At 59.0% G+C, this 18561-nt stretch carries 18 protein-coding genes; 11 read left to right on the top strand and 7 right to left on the bottom strand.

Annotated features, from left to right (window positions below; all coding sequences use genetic code 11):
- Positions 1 to 798: LysR family transcriptional regulator (locus tag ACX3P1_RS26230; RefSeq protein WP_459082491.1), on the top strand; the 798-nt coding region annotated here is incomplete at its 5' end.
- Between the two features lie 69 nt (positions 799 to 867).
- Here the strand turns inward: ACX3P1_RS26230 and ACX3P1_RS26225 are convergent.
- The 5 genes from ACX3P1_RS26225 to ACX3P1_RS26205 all read right to left on the bottom strand — a co-directional run bounded on the left by ACX3P1_RS26225 (position 868) and on the right by ACX3P1_RS26205 (position 5835).
- Positions 868 to 1500, bottom strand: a complete 633-nt coding sequence (locus tag ACX3P1_RS26225) for a DUF1989 domain-containing protein (RefSeq protein WP_459082490.1) — start codon at positions 1498 to 1500, stop codon at positions 868 to 870.
- A gap of 762 nt (positions 1501 to 2262) precedes the next feature.
- A complete protein-coding gene (locus ACX3P1_RS26220; protein ID WP_459082489.1) occupies positions 2263 to 3039 on the bottom strand; it encodes a creatininase in 777 nt (258 codons plus the stop codon).
- Positions 3040 to 3106: 67 nt separating this feature from the next.
- Positions 3107 to 3922: an ABC transporter ATP-binding protein gene (locus ACX3P1_RS26215; protein ID WP_459082488.1), complete on the bottom strand. Its 816-nt coding sequence runs from the start codon at positions 3920 to 3922 to the stop codon at positions 3107 to 3109.
- A 7-nt stretch (positions 3923 to 3929) separates the two neighbouring features.
- Positions 3930 to 4748, bottom strand: coding sequence for an ABC transporter permease (locus ACX3P1_RS26210; RefSeq protein WP_459082487.1), 819 nt, complete (start codon positions 4746 to 4748; stop codon positions 3930 to 3932).
- A 28-nt stretch (positions 4749 to 4776) separates the two neighbouring features.
- Positions 4777 to 5835 carry an ABC transporter substrate-binding protein gene (locus ACX3P1_RS26205; RefSeq protein WP_459082486.1) on the bottom strand — a complete coding sequence of 353 codons (1059 nt, stop codon included), beginning with the start codon at positions 5833 to 5835 and terminating at the stop codon, positions 4777 to 4779.
- Positions 5836 to 5964: 129 nt separating this feature from the next.
- On the opposite strand from ACX3P1_RS26205, the gene ACX3P1_RS26200 reads away from it, so the two are divergent.
- The 9 genes from ACX3P1_RS26200 (at position 5965) to ACX3P1_RS26160 (ending at position 15073) form a co-directional block, all read left to right on the top strand.
- Complete coding sequence (locus ACX3P1_RS26200; RefSeq protein ID WP_459082485.1) at positions 5965 to 6591, top strand: TetR/AcrR family transcriptional regulator; 627 nt, start codon at positions 5965 to 5967, stop codon at positions 6589 to 6591.
- Between the two features lie 34 nt (positions 6592 to 6625).
- Positions 6626 to 7516, top strand: a complete 891-nt coding sequence (locus ACX3P1_RS26195) for a polysaccharide deacetylase family protein (RefSeq protein WP_459082484.1) — start codon at positions 6626 to 6628, stop codon at positions 7514 to 7516.
- A 15-nt stretch (positions 7517 to 7531) separates the two neighbouring features.
- The gene (locus ACX3P1_RS26190) at positions 7532 to 8320 is read left to right on the top strand and encodes an SDR family NAD(P)-dependent oxidoreductase (RefSeq protein ID WP_459082483.1); all 789 of its coding nucleotides are present in this window, start codon (positions 7532 to 7534) and stop codon (positions 8318 to 8320) included.
- A 63-nt stretch (positions 8321 to 8383) separates the two neighbouring features.
- Positions 8384 to 9367 carry an agmatinase gene (gene speB / locus ACX3P1_RS26185; protein WP_459082482.1) on the top strand — a complete coding sequence of 328 codons (984 nt, stop codon included), beginning with the start codon at positions 8384 to 8386 and terminating at the stop codon, positions 9365 to 9367.
- 41 nt (positions 9368 to 9408) lie between these two features.
- On the top strand, positions 9409 to 10086 hold the full coding sequence (locus tag ACX3P1_RS26180) for an SDR family NAD(P)-dependent oxidoreductase (protein WP_459082492.1): 678 nt from the start codon (positions 9409 to 9411) through the stop codon (positions 10084 to 10086).
- A gap of 303 nt (positions 10087 to 10389) precedes the next feature.
- Positions 10390 to 11364, top strand: a complete 975-nt coding sequence (locus ACX3P1_RS26175) for a BMP family protein (RefSeq protein WP_459082481.1) — start codon at positions 10390 to 10392, stop codon at positions 11362 to 11364.
- A gap of 166 nt (positions 11365 to 11530) precedes the next feature.
- Positions 11531 to 13042 carry an ABC transporter ATP-binding protein gene (locus tag ACX3P1_RS26170; protein WP_459082480.1) on the top strand — a complete coding sequence of 504 codons (1512 nt, stop codon included), beginning with the start codon at positions 11531 to 11533 and terminating at the stop codon, positions 13040 to 13042.
- Positions 13042 to 14136: an ABC transporter permease gene (locus ACX3P1_RS26165; RefSeq protein ID WP_459082479.1), complete on the top strand. Its 1095-nt coding sequence runs from the start codon at positions 13042 to 13044 to the stop codon at positions 14134 to 14136. Before ACX3P1_RS26170 ends, ACX3P1_RS26165 begins: the two co-directional genes overlap by 1 nt.
- The gene (locus ACX3P1_RS26160) at positions 14129 to 15073 is read left to right on the top strand and encodes an ABC transporter permease (protein WP_459082478.1); all 945 of its coding nucleotides are present in this window, start codon (positions 14129 to 14131) and stop codon (positions 15071 to 15073) included. Before ACX3P1_RS26165 ends, ACX3P1_RS26160 begins: the two co-directional genes overlap by 8 nt.
- Positions 15074 to 15237: 164 nt before the next feature.
- On the opposite strand, the gene ACX3P1_RS26155 is transcribed toward ACX3P1_RS26160, so the two are convergent.
- Together ACX3P1_RS26155 and ACX3P1_RS26150 are read right to left on the bottom strand one after the other, a co-directional pair.
- A complete protein-coding gene (locus ACX3P1_RS26155) occupies positions 15238 to 16248 on the bottom strand; it encodes a hypothetical protein (RefSeq protein WP_459082477.1) in 1011 nt (336 codons plus the stop codon).
- Positions 16245 to 16502, bottom strand: coding sequence for a hypothetical protein (locus tag ACX3P1_RS26150; RefSeq protein WP_459082476.1), 258 nt, complete (start codon positions 16500 to 16502; stop codon positions 16245 to 16247). The genes ACX3P1_RS26155 and ACX3P1_RS26150 overlap by 4 nt, the downstream gene beginning before the upstream one ends.
- Positions 16503 to 16854: 352 nt before the next feature.
- On the opposite strand from ACX3P1_RS26150, the gene ACX3P1_RS26145 reads away from it, so the two are divergent.
- On the top strand, positions 16855 to 18036 hold the full coding sequence (locus ACX3P1_RS26145; protein WP_459082475.1) for a calcium:cation antiporter: 1182 nt from the start codon (positions 16855 to 16857) through the stop codon (positions 18034 to 18036).
- Positions 18037 to 18561: the final 525 nt, after the last annotated feature.

Raw genomic sequence — 18561 nt, 5'->3', positions numbered from 1 at the left:
CGCGGCAGGCGTGGCTTCGAACTGACCGACAGGGGCAGCGCCGTCTATGAATATTCCCATTCGCTGACGTCCGCGCTATCGGCCTTCGAGATGCAACTGGGCGAACTGCGCTCCAAGGCGACGGGCGTGCTGCGCGTCGGGATCGTCGACGCCACCGTTACCGATTCAACCCTGGGCCTCGATGACGTCATTCATCAGTTCATCAAGAAGGCCAGCGAAGTCGATCTGCGCATCACCATAGGCTCGCCTGAACAGCTTATCGCGGAAACCGCCAAGGGCGGGATCGACTTCGCGATCTCGCCTCGTATCAAATTGCTGCCCGGCTATTCGCAGACCGAGTTCCATCATGAAATCAACTCGCTCTACTGCAGCGAGCGCCACCCGCTGTTTTCCCGCAAGCTGGTGACAAAGGCTGACGTCGAAGCATCGCAGATGGTGGTGCGCCCTTATGCCAACAAGTCGGAATTGCAGCATTTCCCCAATGCGCATGTCGGCGCCTATGCTTCGAATATCGAGGCGCAGGCGATGTATATCCTGAGCGGCCACTTCGTCGGCTATCTGCCGGATCACATGACCGTCACGTTTAGACAGAATGACCGGCTTAAGGCGCTGCTTATTCCCGAGGCGCAGATCCGCTCGCCCTTCGTCATCATCGCGCCAAAGCACAAGAAGGCGTCGCTGTCGCAGCGGATTTTTGTTCAGGAACTACGCAGGAGGGCGGGCAACACCGAAAAGGCTGCCTCAAAAGGGCAAGCGGCCGAGGCAAAAACCCCGCTGGCCCAGATGCAGGACATATAACACAGTTTATGCATTGATCCGATGCTCAATCAAAGCGCCCGCCGTGCGCCCGATCGGACGCTGGGCGCCCTAAAGGCGCGGCGCTTGGGCGTCGATCCGGTAGTGGGCTTCGGTTGGAACGCAATCGGTTCCGTTCACCGGAACGAGGTCCTGCGGACAGGCCGAGAACGCGACGATCAAATCCATTTCCGCGCGCATCGAGACATAGGAGCCCGGCTCGGATACCGGCGCCTCGAAGGAGACCGAACCGTCCTCGCCGACGGGAATGTTCATGAACAGATTCAGTGGCGAGGGAGTTTCCGGCGGCGTCAGTTCAAGTGCACCGAGGGCGGCTGCCAGATTGTCGGTACAGTTGTCATGGTGGCCGACATGGCCAAGTTGCTGGTAGCGATAGCGGTCGCAGGCGGCGATCAGCGTATCGTGCACGCCGCCCGACGTGTCCTGTATCAAGGTCAGCATCGGGCGACGCTTGTTGCTGCGTAGCGTGTCGCCGTTCTGCGGATTCACCTTAAGCATGGCGCCGCGGCTGTGTTCCATCGACATGAATTCCGCTACATCATCGGCGCAGAATGCCCAAGTATCCACAACCTGGGTGCCATGGGTATTGATGACGGTAATCACCTGGCCCCGGCTGACACGCGCCGCCACGCCCTTGCGTGCGGGGATGACTTGAACCTGGCTATCTGCATTCGCTGGCATCATTGAGTTCCTTCTGTTCATGTCCTTCGCGCACACAGTGGCGTATGTGCGCCTCTTTCCACGGTCTTGCGGATCGCCCTTTCCGTACTGGCATGCCCGCTAACGATACCGGGGTACACTCTTCGTATCGCCGATGTAGGCGGTCCGCATCTTGCCGAGCGGTAGATAGATATGGTCATCCTCATGGTCCCAAGCACCGCGATGGCTGAAGGAAAACAGCGCGGATGGCGCGAGGGTCACGGCCCGCACCCGAGCGATACCGGGTACCCGTGTCGAAGAGCGCGCCCAGCACGGCAACAACGTCAACGATCTTTTCCCGATCCAAGTAGGCGGACCATTTGCAAAAGTGCCAAGTCCTACGAAGGGGAGATCGAGCCACCCACACTCGTATCCTTGTCCATACATCAAAACTCTCCCTGATCGGATGAGCCATATACCATCTGGCGCAACCCTCGGCATAAGCCCGAGCGCCAAGGTTGGAATGAAGCGCGACCGGCCTGCGGTCTACCAGGCCGAGGCTAGCATGGTGCCGCCACTCCTATCCACCACGAGTATCAGGCGTTCATATCGGCTTATTCGGAGAATGACGGTAGCGGCGCCGCACCTGCGTCAACAAGATTGCGTCGGCGATCCCTCTATGTCCGGCAGGAGCCAGTGCACCGGATCGGTAGCTTTCGGCGTGGCGATGCCGTGAAGAACCTGACCCATAGTGCCTCCTTCCATTCAATGGAAAATAATGCACCATCACATGCCGGGATCAAACACCTAACGCAGATGGAATTCGCTCGTAACGATTTCGGCAATGCGGGTCTCGCAATCGGCTAGAAGCCAGTCGCCTTTCTCCGCAGACGAGCCTTCTGTCAGCGAAAGGACGCCCGACGGCGGCACGCCGTTTGCCGGCTTCGGGTAACGGTCGTAAGGCTTGAAATTGGCCGGTCCATCGTGGAGTGCTTTATCGAGTCTAACCAGATCGGCGCGCAGCGCCATCATCATGGAGGTTTCCAAAACGCTCGCATGCTCAAGCTCAATACCGGGATAGCCATGGGGAAATACCCTGGCCAAGGTGTCGCTTTTTATCATTCCCCACTGATCCACCCGCAGGATGGTGAGACCGTCGGCATTGTCGCGACCTATGGCATCAAGCGCCAGTTCGATCCCCTCGATTGAGGGGCCGATATTCTCATAGTGGCCGTTAAGCACGACGATACGCCGAACCTTTTGGCGATACAGATCGCAGATCACGTCCTTGACGAGTAGGGAGAAGGTATGGGCAGTGATGTTGATCGTTCCCGAAAAAGCCGTACCGCCACCGGTACGTGGTTGAGAACGGCATCCATAGGCGAGACCGGGTGCGACCAGCCCTCCGACCGAGGCCGCTACACGCTCTGCAATCGCTGTCGGGATCACGATGTCGACGTTCATGGCCATGTGGTGACCATGCTGTTCTGTCGCACCAACCGGAAGGAACACGGGGGCACCATCGGCAAGCCGCCGCGCCGCCTCGACCCAAGATAGTTCGGCTAGAAAAATGGAAGCTTTCAATCACCTGTCCTTTGAATAAGGGCGTGGCCATCCGGTCTCAGCCATGACGAGCGGAGCAGGTACGATCTCAATGTCCACCCTGCTGCCGCATGAGCCGCATGATCTCGCGTTCCAATTCCCCATAGCCATTCTTGGCAATAACCGCTTCCTTATCGGCAATGCGCTCCCCGCCCTTGAATTCAGGAACAATGATCTGATGGACCCGTCCGGGATGACGGGACATGAACACGATCTTGTCGGCAACGAAGATCGCCTCCTCGATATCGTGCGTGATCATGATGATGGTGGTCGAAGTGTTCTTGGCGATCTCGACCAGTAGCTCCTGCATGTGCCACCGGGTTTCGGCATCAAGCGCGCCAAACGGTTCGTCCATCAACAAGAGTTCGGGGTCGTTCGCCAGCGTCCTGGCGATGGCCACGCGCTGCTTCATTCCGCCAGACAACCTCGACGGATAGACATCGGCGAACTTGGTTAGCTGAACCAGATCGATGAAATGGTCGGCCTTTGACCGCCTCTCCTTGGCATCCACCCCGTTGATACGCATCCCGTATTCGACGTTCTGGCGTACCGTCAGCCAATCAAATGACGTATAGGCTTGGAACACCATACCACGATCCCGACCCGGGCGGTCGATGGCGCGCCCATCGAGTTGTAACGATCCGGCGCTCGGCGTTTCCAAGCCTGCGATCATCCGCAGCACCGTGGATTTTCCGCAACCCGACGGGCCGAGGATGACGCATACCTGGTTTTCTTCCACATCGAAGGACACACCGGAGATAGCGACGATCTCTTCGCCTCGGGGCATTGGAAATCGTTTCGCGAGGCCGTTGATCACGAGCTTTGGAGAAGAACTGGCTGTCGGCAATGTCATGAGCTCGGTCACTTCGCGTTCAGGACTTCGATTTGCTGAGATAGGGGAAGCACCATCCGTGCAACTGCCGGAACAGGATATCCAACGTGATACCCAGCACGCCTATTACGATGATGCCACTCATGATCTCGTCGGTGTGCAGGAATCGTCTCGCGCGCATCATCATTGCGCCGATACCGTCGGTCGACGCGACGATTTCGGCAATAACGAGATATGTCCAGCTGACCGCCAGCATCTGGCGCATTGCCACCAGGATATTTGGCAGGACGGCCGGGAAGACGACTGTGCGAACGATTGTCACCCGATCGGCTCCAAGCGTCATCCCCGTTTCGATCAGTTCCTGTCGCACTTCCTTCGTGTGATCCATAATCAGCGTGATCAGGAAAAAGATCACGCCTATAACAAGCAAGACCAGCTTGGGCGTTTCACCGGTCCCAAACCACATCAGAAGAATAGGTATGAAAGACGGGGCTGGCAGGTAGCGCCAGCCAGATACGAAAGGGTTCAGAAACGCTTCAATGGCCGGGAAAACGCCCATCAACACCCCGAACGGTATTGCGATAGCGCACGCGATTGCGAAGCTGAGCATCACGCGTTCCACGCTGATGACGACATCGCTGGTAAACCCGCGATTGACAAAGAGGTCAACGAGGGTGGCGAGCACTTTGTGTGGCGGCGGCACCAGGAGTGTATTGACGAGGCCCGCCATCGACACGAATTCCCATGCGGCGAAGAAGATGGCCCACACAAGAAGGGCGGACACAACCTTCTGCGTCATGGTCAGAGGGCCACGCACCGCAAACCATTCCCGCGACTTGTCAGGCTTTACGTCGGACATATTCTAGCTGCCAAGGTGAAAAATGACGCTACTTGTTCTCGGTCAGTGACTGGCGGTATCCGGCCGCAACGAGGTCGCCAAGAAGGCTGCAATCGATGCCGGTGGACGGATCGTTGACCGTCTCCATCAGGCCAAGTCGAACCCACCATTCGTTGATCGTCTTTGTGACCTCACCCATGACGCCGTGGCCCAGGCCGAAGGGCGCATCACCGTCGAGAACACCACAGGCACGCGCCGCCTCATCGAAATCGTACATGTAGATGCCGCCGGTCAGGTACTTCCCGTTCGTGCCGATCACCGATTCGACATCCGCGATCGGCCAGCGCAACTTGTCGGCCATGATCTGGTTGCCTTCCTTCGTGTGATCGTGCCACCAGCCGATCGAATCCCAGCGTGCACGCAGCATGTCCAGGGCGGCCTTGCGCCGGTTCTTGATGAAGTCGCCGTTCATATAGACAACGTCGGTGAAAATTCCGGTCTTCAGCGAGAACGGGCTGCTGGTGTCGAAGGCGCTCTTGGCACCCGGCAGATTGTCGAAAACCTTGGTAATCCACGGCTCGTACAGATAGGCAGCCGCCAGGTCGCCAGACATCATCGGGCCGACAGCCTCGTCCGAGTTGAGGTTCACCCACTCTACGTCGTCAACACCGACGCCTACGCTGTCCAGCCACACCCCCATCAGCAGTTGCCCTATATAGGCCTGCGGCGCGGCGATGCGGCGGCCCTTGATGTTGTCGGGAGTTACATCCGGCGCCAGGATAATATGATCAACGCCATAAGAAGGGTTGGCGAAAGCGACGTTGACCACTCCGGTGCCACTCTCCACCGCCAGCGGCGTATAGTCGCCCGTGCACTCGTAGATATCGATCTGCCCGGCGGCCAACGCGGCATGTCCGCCCAACGGATCGTCAAAGGCTATCAGGTTGATATCATAATCCGGAGAAAGGCCTTCATGGGTGGCGATCTCATACATCGCATAGCCCGGCCACGATACGCACATGCCGATATTCACCGTTTCCTTCGCCTGAGCGAAGGTCGTCACCGCAAAAACGGCGGCGGCGGCTGTTAGCCTTATTGCCAAATTCATGATGAGTTCCCCCCTTTCGTTTAAGACATTTAACCATTAAATAATTTTATTGTCTATAATATTTTTTCGTGCCAAACTACCCAAACCGCGACTCCGGGGAGCACGGCGCAATGACAGGACATGGAAGTAATGGCGGGGCTCAGGGAGCGTCAGAAATCAGAACGTTCGAACCGCATTCTCGATGTGGCGCGACAGCGCTTTGACGAGCAGGGCTACAGCGACGTGTCGCTGGAAAGCATCGCTGAAGATGCCGGGGTGTCCGTCGTTACCGTCTACAATTACTTCGGCTCCAAGGCCGGCCTGCTATTGGCTCTCGTCAAGGAGAGCGACTTTCTGCTGATCCGGCAACTGAAGGTCCTGATCGCCAGCGCTCCAGCGGATATGCGTGAAGGGGTAGCCCATTTCGGCCAGATCATGCGTCGCCATGTGGTGAAATATCTGACGCGGCCAACCTGGCGTCAAATTCTGGCGGCCAGCATAATCGAAGGCGGCACCAGTTTCGGCCAAAGCTATCTGAAGCTCGATGAAGTCCTCATCGACACGATGGAAGAGATGGTGGCTGTTTATCGCACGAGGGGTACTTTGGTCAGCAAGGTCGAGCCGAGGGCCCTCGCCGATACATTGTTCTCCTTGCAGAATATGCGCTTTTTTCAATTCGTGGCCGACGACAATCTGACCGAGGAAGAAGTCGACGGAAAATTGCGGGCCGATCTCGAAGCGTTTTTCGAATCCCGGCTGATCCTTCGGTCCATGTAATCGGTCGTGCCTTGAATGCAGCGAGTGTAGCCTAATGATCCGCAATCCCGTCCCCTGGCCGAATGACGCGAAATGCGCATGCTGCGTCTCCTTCGACATGGACGCCGACAGCCTTATCCATCTTGCTCATCCGAAGGATGGCCATCGGCGCCTTTCGGGGATTTCGATGCTGCAATACGGGCCGAAGGTTGCGGTGCCAAGAATCGTCGAAACCTATCGACATCTCGGCATCAAGCAGACGTTTTTCGTTCCCGCATGGTGTATCGAAACTTACCCCGAAACCGTCGAGACGATCTTGAAGGACGGCAACGAAATCGGCCATCACGGGTTTCTTCACGAGCATCCGAACGAACTCCCGGTCGAAGAAGAAGTCTATTGGCTCGATCGCGGCATCGACGTGATCGTCAAGGCGACAGGCCAAAGACCGCGTGGTTGGCGCGCACCTCTCTACAACAGTTCCGAGAAGTCGCCCGAACTTCTGGTTGATCGCGGTTTTGAATACGACGCCTCGCTGATGGGCGACGACATTCCATACATCCTGAAGACCTCGAACGGCGAACTGGTCGAACTGCCGACCCACTGGGGGCTTGATGACTGGCCGCAATACGTCCAGTCGATGGATCTCGACTACATGATGCCGATCCGCGCACCCCGGCAAGGCTTCGAAGTCTTTCGGCAGGAGTTCGAGGTCGCCTACAAATATGGTGGCCTTTGGATTCCGGTCGTCCATCCTTTCGCGACCGGCCGCCTCTCACGCTGGGACGTATTCGCGGCATTCCTCGAGGACATGGTGGCGCGAGGCGACGTATGGTTCGCCCCGCTCGAGGAAATATCCCGGCACGTGCGCAATCTCGTCGATGCCGGGCTCTACAAGCCGCGTTACGAGCATATTCCCCCATATGAAAGTCCCGTGAAGGTCGTCTAGGAGGACGAGACTACCATGCCAACGCGAGCAGTATTTGATTTTTCCGGCGCAAACGTCGTCGTTACCGGCGCCAGCCGGGGCATCGGCTTGGGCATTGCGCATGCTTATGCCGCCGCCGGCGCCAATCTCTCCATCATCGCCAATGATGCGGATATCGCGGGTGCGGCCGAGGAGCTGACACAGCGATGGAACCGGCCTGTTCGCTCGGTCGTAGCTGACATTGCCGAACCGGCTGGCCAGGGAAGCATCTTTGACGAGATCGGCAGGATCGACGTTCTGGTCAACAATGCCGGGCTCGAGCTCATGACCCGGATCGACGACGACGACGATGACGCGGACACCATTTTCCGGCGCATCCTCGACATCAACGTGACCGGCACATTTCTGGTCAGCCGCGCCGCGGTCAAATACATGACCGGCCCTGGAGCATCGATCGTCAACACAGCTTCCATCTGGGGGCGCACTGCCGAAGCGGGGTTTTCCGCTTACGTGGCCTCGAAGCACGCCGTGATTGGATTGACAAGGACACTGGCAAAGGAACTCGCGCCTCGCAATATCCGTGTGAACGCCGTGTGTCCGGGCTGGGTGAAGACGGTCGCATCGATGCGTTCGCTGGCGCGCATGTCGCAAATGACCGGGCGAAGCGAGGACGATCTGCTGGCGGAAATCGATGGAAATCAAGTACTCCCCGGCCTGATGAATCCTGCTGACGTGGCTACTGCCTATCTCTTCCTCTCTTGCGATGCGGCGGCGAACATCACCGGCCAAGCGATCATGGTGGACCGTGGCGAAGTCATGGCCTGAGCGCGAGCAGGGCAAAAGTGCGCAATATAAAACCGCTAATGAACGATTAATGGAGCAAGGATCATGGACGATCTCTCAAAGGAAGATAACGAGACGCATGGCTATGAGAGCGGTCGATTGAACCTTCCTTTCGTCGGAATCTGCACGTTCGCCAAATCGCCATATGTCGAGAACTGGGACCGATTGAAGGCCGACGTCGCCATCATGGGCGCTCCCTACGATTCCGGTACGCAATGGCGCGCCGGCGCCCGCCAGGGCCCGCGCGCCATCCGCGAGGCATCGACGCTCTTTTCATTCGGTCATAGTGGCGCTTACGACCATGAGGACGACGTGACCTACCTGCCCGCCTCGGTGCGCATGGCCGACATGGGCGATGCAGACATCATTCACACCGACACCATCGGAAGTCACAGGAACATCGAATACGGCGTCCGCAAATGCCTGGAAGCCGGCGCCCTGCCAGTCGTGCTCGGAGGCGATCATTCGATTAACATCCCCTGTATCAACGCCTTCGATAATCATGGCGACATTCACGTCGTGCAGATCGATGCGCATCTTGACTTCGTGGACGAGCGGCATGGGGTACGCTACGGGCACGGAAGCCCGATGCGCCGTGCCGCCGAAAAGCCTTACGTCACTGGGCTGTCCCAGATAGGCATAAGGAATGTCTCGTCCACCGCCCAGGAGGGATATGAAACCGCCCGATCCATGGGATCGGACATCCTGTCCGTACGTCAGGCGCGAAAATTGGGTATCGATGGCGTACTGGAGCGGATTCCGGCAGGCAAGCGCTATTACGTAACGATCGATATCGACGGCTTCGACCCCTCGATCGCGCCCGGAACCGGGACGCCTTCGCATGGAGGTTTCCTGTACTATGAAGTGCTCGAGCTTCTGGCGGGGCTGGCCAAGCGCGGCGACGTGGTGGGCATCGATCTCGTGGAGGTGGCGCCCGACTATGATCACACGGGAACGACGGCCATTCTTGCCGCACAGATCCTGATGAACTTTATCGGGCGCATCTTCCATGCGCGCGGCAAGCGATAGGATCGGCCGTGTCTAAACCATTGGCAGGAAAACGGGCATTGGTGACCGGGGCGGCAAGCGGCATAGGCCGCGCCTCGGCCGAGGCGCTGGTCGCATCTGGTGCAAGCGTCGTTGGCCTGGACAGACAACGAGCCCCCTCCGCGCAGTTCGAGACGATTGTCTGCGACCTGCTGCACGAAGACCAGATCGTAAGCGCGGTCGCGCGGGCCGGTGGCATCCTGGGAGGCCTCGACATACTGGTCAACGCCGCAGGCGTGCTTAAAGAAGCACCACTCAAATCCGAGACGGCAGCCTCGATCGACCTGCATTTCAACATCAATGTCCGCGGCTCGATCCTAGTGGCCCGGGAAGCGTTGAAACTGCTGGGCGAAGGATCCCGCATCATCAACGTTGCTTCCGAGCTTGCTGTCCTCGGGCGCCAGAACGCCTCGGTATACGTTGCAACGAAAGCCGCCGTGGTTGGCCTGACCCGATCCTGGGCGAGAGAACTCGCCCCGTCCATTTTGGTCAATGCCGTCGCTCCAGGCCCAACGGACACACCGCTACTGGGATTTCACGACCTGACGCCTGAACAGCAGGCACTCGAAGTAACCCATCCCTTGGGGCGTCTTGGACAGCCGTCGGAAATTGCCGATGCAGTGGTATTTCTTGCCGGCCCTGGAGCCACGTTCATCACAGGTCATTGCCTTGCCGTAAACGGCGGCGCTGCGATGACCTGATCGTTCGCCACAGACGATTGCATTGCAATCTTTTGAATAAAGCTGGAGGCCCGAAAATCATGCTGGAAGCCTAGATCGCCGTGCGTCCTATTGGACGCACAAAGGACGATCTAACACTTTGATTGAGCATCGGAATAATCCGAAAACCGGCAACCACTTTTCGGTCCGATGCTCTGGTCTATTGTGAAGTGAAGTTCATTGATTTTAGATCGATAAGACACAACGGCCAGTCAAGGATGTATGAAATTGTCGCATGATGGGAGCGCCAAAAATACGTAATACGCCCATCAAATAAGATGTCTCTTGGGAGGAGAACAAGTCATGAGCATGAGTCGACGCAGGTTTATTGCCTTTTGTGGCACTACGGTTGCAGCTTCGTCGTTCTTCCGTCCAGCCTGGGCACAGACGCTCAAGGTAGCCATCGTCATGCCGGGGAACATCACCGACAAATCCTGGAGCCAGTCCGGCTACGAAGGGATTAAGCAGGTCGAGGAAAAGCTGGGAGTCGAGATCGCTTATAGCGAGAAGGTCGTCCAGGCGGACCAGGCGGAGGCGATGGCCGACTATGCCCGCCGCGGCTACGGGCTGGTCATCGGGCACGGCGGAGAATTCCAGGACGCGGCAAAGCGCGTCGCGCCCAAATATCCCGACACGATTTTCCTGGTCAATAACGGCCAGGGCGGTGGAGGCAATCTGGCTACCGCCGATTTCTACTACAGCCAACCCGGCTACCTCCTCGGCTATCTCGCCGGCAAGATGTCGAAAACCGGCAAGGCGGGCTGGATCGGCGGCCAGAAGATCAAGTTCTCGCTCGATCTGAATAAAAGCTACGAAGCAGGTTTCAAAGCGGCCGGTGGCAAGGAAGTTTACACCATCTACACCAACGACTGGGACGATATTGCCAAGGGCAAGGAAGCCGCGCTGAATCAGATTTCGCAGGGCGCCGACGTCGTCTTCCCGACGATGGATAATGCCGTGATAGGCAGCCTGCAAGCTTGCAAGGAAAAAGGCGTATGGGGTTTCGGGTTGTATTACGACGCGATCGCCGACTGGCCTGACACCATCCTTCAATCTGCGATCTTCGACATCAAGGGCGCGATGCTAGACTATGTCGGCTATGCGAAAGAAGGTAAACTCGAGGGAAAGAACTACAATTTCGACTTGAATACCCCCGAGGCGTGCCGCATTGGAACATTCCACCCATCCGTTCCAGAGGACGTAAAAGCGGAGGTGCTAGCGCTCGCCGAAAAGATGAAATCGGGCGAACTCAAACCCTGATTTCATTTCGACGAAGCGCGTGACGCTCACGTGGCGGAGCGTGTCTCAGCAAAGGCGCGCAAAGCGACGGTGTTGGAATGGTCGCACGATCTTTTCCAGGGACTGGCGTCTCTGGAGGTAGGCGTAACTCGTGTGGGTTCTCGAAATCCCGCGCAGGCAGGAACCGATGGTTCATATTCACATCGACGGGATTTCGAAGTCCTTCGCCGGCTTCAAGGCACTGGACAATGTAAACATCAAGATCGCCAAGGGCGTCATCCATGCCATTCTCGGCGAGAATGGCGCTGGCAAGACTACCTTGATGAATATCCTTTATGGGCTTTATCGGCCTGATGAGGGGCAGATTGTCCTCGACGGCAGCCCGCTCAAGATGGCTTCGCCGCGCGATGCCATCGCCAATGGGATCGGCATGATCCATCAGCATTTCATGCTGGTGGATTCCCTTAGTGTCACCGAAAATATCATGCTTGGTCTTAGCGGGGGCATCCGTTCGTCCAACCTGAAATTTCATGAAGCCAGGATCGCCGAACTCAGCAGGAAGGTGAATTTCGACATAGAGCCCGCCGCGCCTATCTGGAGCCTGCCAATGGGCATGCGCCAACGGGTGGAGATTCTAAAGGCACTCTACCGCGAGGCTAAGGTATTGATCCTGGATGAGCCGACAAGCGTGCTCGCTCCTACGGAGATAGAGTCCTTTCTCGACAGTCTGCGTACGCTCCGCGCGGCTGGTCATACGATCCTGTTTATCACGCACAAACTCGATGAAGTCATGCAGGTAGCGGATCGAGTCAGTGTCATGCGTCACGGCAAAGTCGCCGACGAGATCGACGCGGCGGATTCGACACCCAGGGAGCTGGCGCGCCGGATGGTCGGCCGCGACGTCGTCATGAACCTGAAGCGCGAGAAGACGACAGCCGGAGAAGTGGTGCTCGAAGTGCGCGACTTGGTAGCGCGCAATGACCAGGGCGTGAGGGCGCTGGACAACGTGTGCTTTTCTCTTCACGCCGGGGAGGTGCTCGGCGTGACCGGCGTCGATGGCAACGGCCAGCGCGAATTGGGTGAAGTCATCGCTGGCCTTCGCACCCTCGACGGTGGCGCCATACTGGCCAACGGCAAGGATATCGTCGGGCTCGATGTGAAGGCGCGGAAGAACGAAGCGAACATAGGCTTCGTGCCGGAAGATCGACAGTACACAGGGCTGGTCCTGGAGTATTCGGTCGCCACCAACCTCGTCTTGCGAGACTATGATCGCCGGCCCGTATCGCGCGGCGGTATCTTGAATTACGCCTTCATAGCTAGGAACGCCACCGATCTGGTCAAGCGCTATGACGTCCGGCTGCGCTCGCCGCAACAACCAGCGCGGTTTCTGTCGGGTGGCAATCAGCAGAAGGTCATTCTTGCCCGGGAGATTGAGGCGCGCCCCCGCATCTTGATCATCATGCAGGCCTGCAAGGGCCTCGACGTTGGTGCGATAGAATTTGTGCAGAACATGATCTTCACCCTGAAGAAGGCCGGCGTCGGCGTGCTTTACGTATCCACGGAGCTTGAGCACGTCCTCGACATCTCCGACCGGATCGCCGTCATGTGCAGAGGCGCCATAACCGGCGTCATCTCGCCCCAGGAGGCGACCCCCGAGCGCCTCGGCGAGCTTATGGCGGGCGTGAGGAGCGCTGCTTAATGGATCGGATCATGCAAGTCGTCTTCGCGATGAGGACCGTATGGGCAGTCTTGCTCGCCCTGCTCGTCGGGTCGATATTGATCGTCTCCGGCGGGGCCAACCCGATCGAGGCCTATAAGGCTTTGTTCGGCGGCGCTTTCTTCGATTATTTCGGATTTGGGGCCACGCTGGTCAAATTTTCGCCGATCGTGCTGGCCGGCCTTGCCGTGGCCATCCCCTTGCGGGCCGGATTGTTCAATATCGGCGCGGAGGGGCAAATCTACATCGGTGCCTTGTTCTGCACGGCGGCAGCCCTTTATCTGCCGGAAATGTATGCGCCGCTGCACATCCTCATCTGCGTGCTGGCCGGCGCATTGGGTGGCGCGCTGTGGGCGGGGATAGCCGGCGTCCTCAAGGCCTATCGCGGTATCAATGAAGTGATCGTTACGCTCCTGCTCAACTATGTCGGCATCAACATCGTCAGCTATGCCGCAAGCGGCCCCATGATGGAACCCGGCGCGCCCTACCCCTATTCGCCGGAAATATCGTCCTCCCTGTTTCTTCCCTACATCATGCCGCCGACAGACGCCCATGCCGGGGCGGTTTTCGCGGTCATACTTGCCCTTATCCTGGCCTTTTGCCTGAAATACACGACCTTCGGCTTTTCCATGGTGACGGTAGGATACAACCCCAAGGCGGCGCGCTACGCCGGCATACGCGTTCAGCGGCAGATCGTGATGACCATGATGCTCGGCGGTGCGCTGGCTGGGCTGGCTGGCGCTTTCGAAGTGCTGGGCGTAAAGTATCGTCTCTTCCAGAGCTTCAGCCCCGGCTATGGCTTCGACGGAATCGTCGTCGCTTTCATGGCAGCCGCCAGCCCCATCTTCGTGGTGATCGCGGCGCTGTTTTTTGCCGGCCTGCGTTCCGGTGCGCAGTTCATGCAGCGCGCGGTCGGGATCGACAGCACGGTCGTCGACGCCATCCAGGGCCTGATCGTTCTTTTTATTGCCGGCAGCCTTTCCTTCCGGTTCCGCGACTCGCGCTGGGCCCGGATGCTGGCGCAGCGACGCACAATGGAGGCGACGCTTGCCTCGCAGGAGAAGCCGAATGTTTGATTGGTTCGACATCGGCTGGTCGACGGACCTTTTGCGCACCAGCCTCGCCCTGACCGTTCCGATCGCCTTCGCAGCCATCGGCGAGGTTTTCGCTGAGCGAAGCGGCATATACAACATCGGTCTGGAGGGCATGATGTTGCTTGGTGCATTCGGCGCCGCCCTTGGCTCGTTCCTGACGGGGAGCCCCGTTTTCGGGGCACTGCTGGGCATCTTGTTCGGGTCGGTCGGTGGTGCAGTCCTCGCCTTCTTGTCAATCCGCCTGAAAGTCGACCAGATCGTCTGTGGCATTGCCATCAATCTCGTGGCCCTGGGCGTGACCGCGTTTCTGGCGCGCCTGATTTTCGGTCTCGACGCTACCACCAAGACCTTGTCGGGCTTTAAGCCTTGGGCCATCCCCGGCCTTTCCGAGATCCCGCTGATCGGGCAAGCGTTCTTCCACCAGGACCCGCTGGTCTACGTGCTCTATCTAACCATCCCCTTGTCTTTCTGGCTGCTTTATCACAGCGCTTGGGGATTGGAGGTCAGAGCGACCGGTGAGAACCCGGCAGCAGCCGATTCCGCTGGCGTCCCAGTCTTCAGGGTTCGCTTCATCTGCGTCCTGCTCAGCGGTGGCCTTGCCGGTTTGGGCGGCGCCTACATCGTGCTTTCGCAGGTCTTCGTCTTTACCGAGCATATGAGCGCGGGGAAAGGCTTTATCGCCCTTGCCGCAGTCATCCTCGGCCGGTGGAACCCGGTCGGCGCGGTTCTGGCATCGTTTTTCTTTGGCTTTTGCGATGCCTTGCAATTGCGCATGCAGTTCGCGAACCCGAATATTCCCTTCCAGATTTTCATTGCGCTGCCCTATGTAGCGTCAATTCTCGCACTGCTTGGGTTCTACGGGAGAACAAAGCCTCCTGCCGCGGTAGGCCTACCCTACAGCCGCGAAACGAAGATTTAGTCAACTGCTGACTACGGACATCGTGTCACCTGCCAAACCCGTAGCGACATCAACCTCTTGCTGGGCCCGATGTGGACACGGACACTGGGAGGCTGCGCGGCATTTCCGCGTCTCGCCGTGCTTCGTGAACGTGGTCGGCCCCCTGAGGTGGTCCGGTTTTAATGTTATGCCTTGCGCCAATCGGCGTCGGAATAGACGCTCTCCGACAGATACGACCCGTCTGCTGGTGCGACCGTGCGCAGGGCCTCCATCGTCTCGGCGATCGCCAAGCGACCCGCTGCCGCCTCCCCGTCGTTCGGCTCGTGCCCCTTCACGCCCGGGTAGGCCGGTCCTTCCGCGCTGGCGCAGATCGCGAGCGCGGACGCGTCGCAGACGTCTGGGTTGACGGCGGTGAGACGGGCCGCGGCGATGGCTTCCGGGGGCGCACCTGCAAGTCCCTTGTTGAAGTGGAGCGCCACGTCCGAGGTCCGCGAGGCGGCGAAAAGCGCGTCGACGAGCGCCGGCCTCCCACCTTCCTGGAGCAGGTCCTGGGGTAGCCAGATCGACGAGAAGTCGTGGAGGAACCAGCCCGCCTGCCCTGCGTCGCCGCTCCAGAAGATGTCGTCGCCCGCGCCTCCCGGCCTATCATCGACCTTCACGACGCCAGGGATCGACTTGAGGAAGGCCGGATCCCAGAAGCGCCGCGCGCGCGCCGCCATGATGATGGGTTCCGAGACGGTGTAATCGATCGACCGGGCTGAGAGCCATGCGAGGAAAGGCGCCCACGTGCGGTTGGCCTGCATCTGGTCGATGCCCTGGAAGGTCATCTGCACGGACAGGGTGTTGTCCGGCCCGAACCTCATCTGCTCACCCCAGTGGGGATTAAAGAGCGCCTCGGCGTAGAAGGCAGAGGCCTTTGCGATCAGGGCACTGAAGGCGTCATCAGAGCGGGCCTTGATGTTGATGTTGACCACGCCAAAGAACTCGGGAAGTTCGTGGGTACGAAGCGTGACCTTGGTGACGACGCCGAACGTGCCGCCGCCGCCGCCCTTGAGCGCCCAGTAGAGCTCGGGCTGCTGGCACTCGTTGACCGTACGGACCACGCCGTCGGCAGTCACGATCTCGGCTTCGATCAGCCCGGCGGAAGCGAGTCCGAACCCGCCACTCTGGATAAGGCCGGCCACGCCGACCGTCATGCAGCCCCCGCCCTGGACGTAGCGGCCGCCCTTAGTGGTGACGGCGTCGTAGGCGTGCGCCCACAGTGCGCCGCTTTGATCGTGACGGCGGGTTGTGCGGCTTGCCGCCCTGCGCACCCTTGCGCCACGAACGCATCGTTCATCTCGATGCCGGTCATCCGGCAGGTCCAGACGAGCAGGGAATCCGGGGCGTTTGAGGTGCCCTGGTAGCTGTGGCCGCCATGCGCGTTGCGCCTCTCCTCTGCCTCGCCCAAGCGGGCAACCTCCTCTGGCTGTCCTCTCCCTCTCCGCTCGCCGGTGGCACGCCGAAACTCAGCTAGCACTGCCGCTGCCCGATTGGCCGTTGCGCGGCTTACGCCGGCCTCAATCGCCAGATTCACTATGGTCAGTCGACCGCCCGACTTGACCGCTGAGCCCGCCAGGAGGCGGTTCATTGCGGCGCGAAGGGTCTGCTCCGTGGAATGGCTGACGGGCGCACTCATGATAGTAGCGTGGACATTTCGAGCTTCAAGTGCTAGCTGCTGGTTGATTATTTGTATCCTGAGGCGGCAGGACGACCTGGCGTCGGCGTGATAATTGGGGACGGCCCCGCGAAGAGGCTTTTCCGTGTCCATCCCGCTTAATCCGTCCCCGGCAGAATCTGTCAGGGACATTCTCCCCCCTGCGACGCTCCTGCGACTTGCCCTGTCCTGGGCGGTCGTGATCGCGTTCCTGGTCGGCGGCAAGACTTGGCTCGCTGACCCGATTTCGGCATTGGTCGCGATTATCAGCTTCATCGTTCTGTTTGCGACAATTCTGGCCGCCGCGTTCGGCGTTGGGCGCGAGGCCGACCACCTGGCTCATAAGCTCGGCGAACCCTACGGGACGCTGATCCTCACGCTCTCGATTGTTGCGATCGAGGTGATCCTCATCGCCGCCGTGATGATGGGCCCGGGCGAAAGCGCAATGATCGCCCGGGATTCGATCTTTGCCGTCATGATGATCATTCTGAATCTGGTGACAGGCATCTGCCTCGTGCTTGGCGGGCTGCGTTACGGCGAACAGGAGTACAATTCCCAAGGCGCCGTTGCCTACCTGTCGATGATCGTATTGCTGACGGGCGTAGCGCTCGGCCTGCCGAATCTCGTCAGCCGCAGCGACGGGACGTTTCTGCCCGAGCAGGCAATCCCCATCGCGGTCGTTACCCTGATCCTCTATGGAACCTTCCTCTCGTTACAGATGCGTGGCTACCGGAGGTTCTTCGTACAGCCCGCGCCTGGCTCGCTATCGAGTCCCTCTCGACCTGCCGACAATATGTCTTCTCACACGTCTGTTCCCGTCACGAAGCTGGATCCGCGCGCCATATTGCTGCGTTCCGTCGTGTTGGTCGCGCTTATCCTGCCGATCGTTCTTCTGGCCCACGACCTTGCCATCCTCATCGATCTCGGCATCGAACACGCCGGGGTCCCGGTCGCGGTAGGCGGGGTGCTGATCGCAATCATCGTTTTCACGCCGGAATCCATTACGGCTGTGAAGGCAGCGATGACCAACGAGATGCAACGGGCTGTCAATCTGTGCCTCGGCGCCTTCGTCTCGACTGTCGGCCTCACCGTCCCGGTCGTGCTGACGATCGGCCTTCTGATTGACAGTCCGGTGGTCCTTGGCCTGACACCGATCGATAGCGGTCTGCTGGCGATCACGATCGGGCTCAGCGTTCTAACGTTCCTTGGCGTACGGACCTCGGCCGTTCAGGGAATGATGCATCTCGCGCTGTTCGTCATCTATGCCGTATTCCTGTTCGCTCCATAAGGGGTGAGCCTCGGGGGGACGCCCCCGGAGCCATGTCGTTGCGAGGGACAACCCTCCTGGAATCGGGGGCAATATGGTTGGCTCCAATAAGCACCTCAGCGCTTTGATCGGCTGCCTGATTGGGTATTTGCTGGCGATGGCTCTTGAAGGGAGCGCGATCCTCTAGGGTAGTGCCGTATCCCTCGGTTTTGTTTTCCTGCCGCCGGTTGTAGGAATCGTTGCCGGAATGCTCGCCGGAAAAGAGAAATGACAGCAACGGGAGCTGCGGTTGAATTGAGCTAATCGGTTGTGCTTCCGGTGGTCTTCTATCCATAGTCGTTTCTCCTCTTTTTACGAGACAATACGATAGTCTTCGATGCAACAGGCTGATTCCGGCCGTATGCGAGTTCCGCTGCGCCGTGCGCACCTGCCCACTCATCGACTGAGGTGAGCCGGCGCGGGAACTGCCATGATTGTGATTATGTTGCCGCGGCTTGATGGTCTGACCCATGCTACGATTGACTGCGTGTCATTGCGTTGACGTGT

The sequence above is a fragment of the Mesorhizobium sp. A623 genome (genome assembly GCF_054489405.1).
The sequence above is the reverse complement of the archived record's forward strand: the minus strand, read 5'-3'. Positions and strand labels throughout refer to the sequence as shown.

Coding starts and splice junctions, on each gene's coding strand:
- ACX3P1_RS26190 (WP_459082483.1), top strand. CDS start 7,532: ATGCCAACGCGAGCAGTATTTGATTTTTCCGGCGCAAACGTCGTCGTT.
- ACX3P1_RS26165 (WP_459082479.1), top strand. CDS start 13,042: ATGGATCGGATCATGCAAGTCGTCTTCGCGATGAGGACCGTATGGGCA.
- ACX3P1_RS26160 (WP_459082478.1), top strand. CDS start 14,129: ATGTTTGATTGGTTCGACATCGGCTGGTCGACGGACCTTTTGCGCACC.
- ACX3P1_RS26210 (WP_459082487.1), bottom strand. CDS start 4,748: ATGTCCGACGTAAAGCCTGACAAGTCGCGGGAATGGTTTGCGGTGCGT.
- ACX3P1_RS26225 (WP_459082490.1), bottom strand. CDS start 1,500: ATGATGCCAGCGAATGCAGATAGCCAGGTTCAAGTCATCCCCGCACGC.
- ACX3P1_RS26155 (WP_459082477.1), bottom strand. CDS start 16,248: ATGACGGTCGGCGTGGCCGGCCTTATCCAGAGTGGCGGGTTCGGACTC.
- speB (WP_459082482.1), top strand. CDS start 8,384: ATGGACGATCTCTCAAAGGAAGATAACGAGACGCATGGCTATGAGAGC.
- ACX3P1_RS26205 (WP_459082486.1), bottom strand. CDS start 5,835: ATGAATTTGGCAATAAGGCTAACAGCCGCCGCCGCCGTTTTTGCGGTG.
- ACX3P1_RS26200 (WP_459082485.1), top strand. CDS start 5,965: ATGGCGGGGCTCAGGGAGCGTCAGAAATCAGAACGTTCGAACCGCATT.
- ACX3P1_RS26170 (WP_459082480.1), top strand. CDS start 11,531: ATGGTTCATATTCACATCGACGGGATTTCGAAGTCCTTCGCCGGCTTC.
- ACX3P1_RS26195 (WP_459082484.1), top strand. CDS start 6,626: ATGATCCGCAATCCCGTCCCCTGGCCGAATGACGCGAAATGCGCATGC.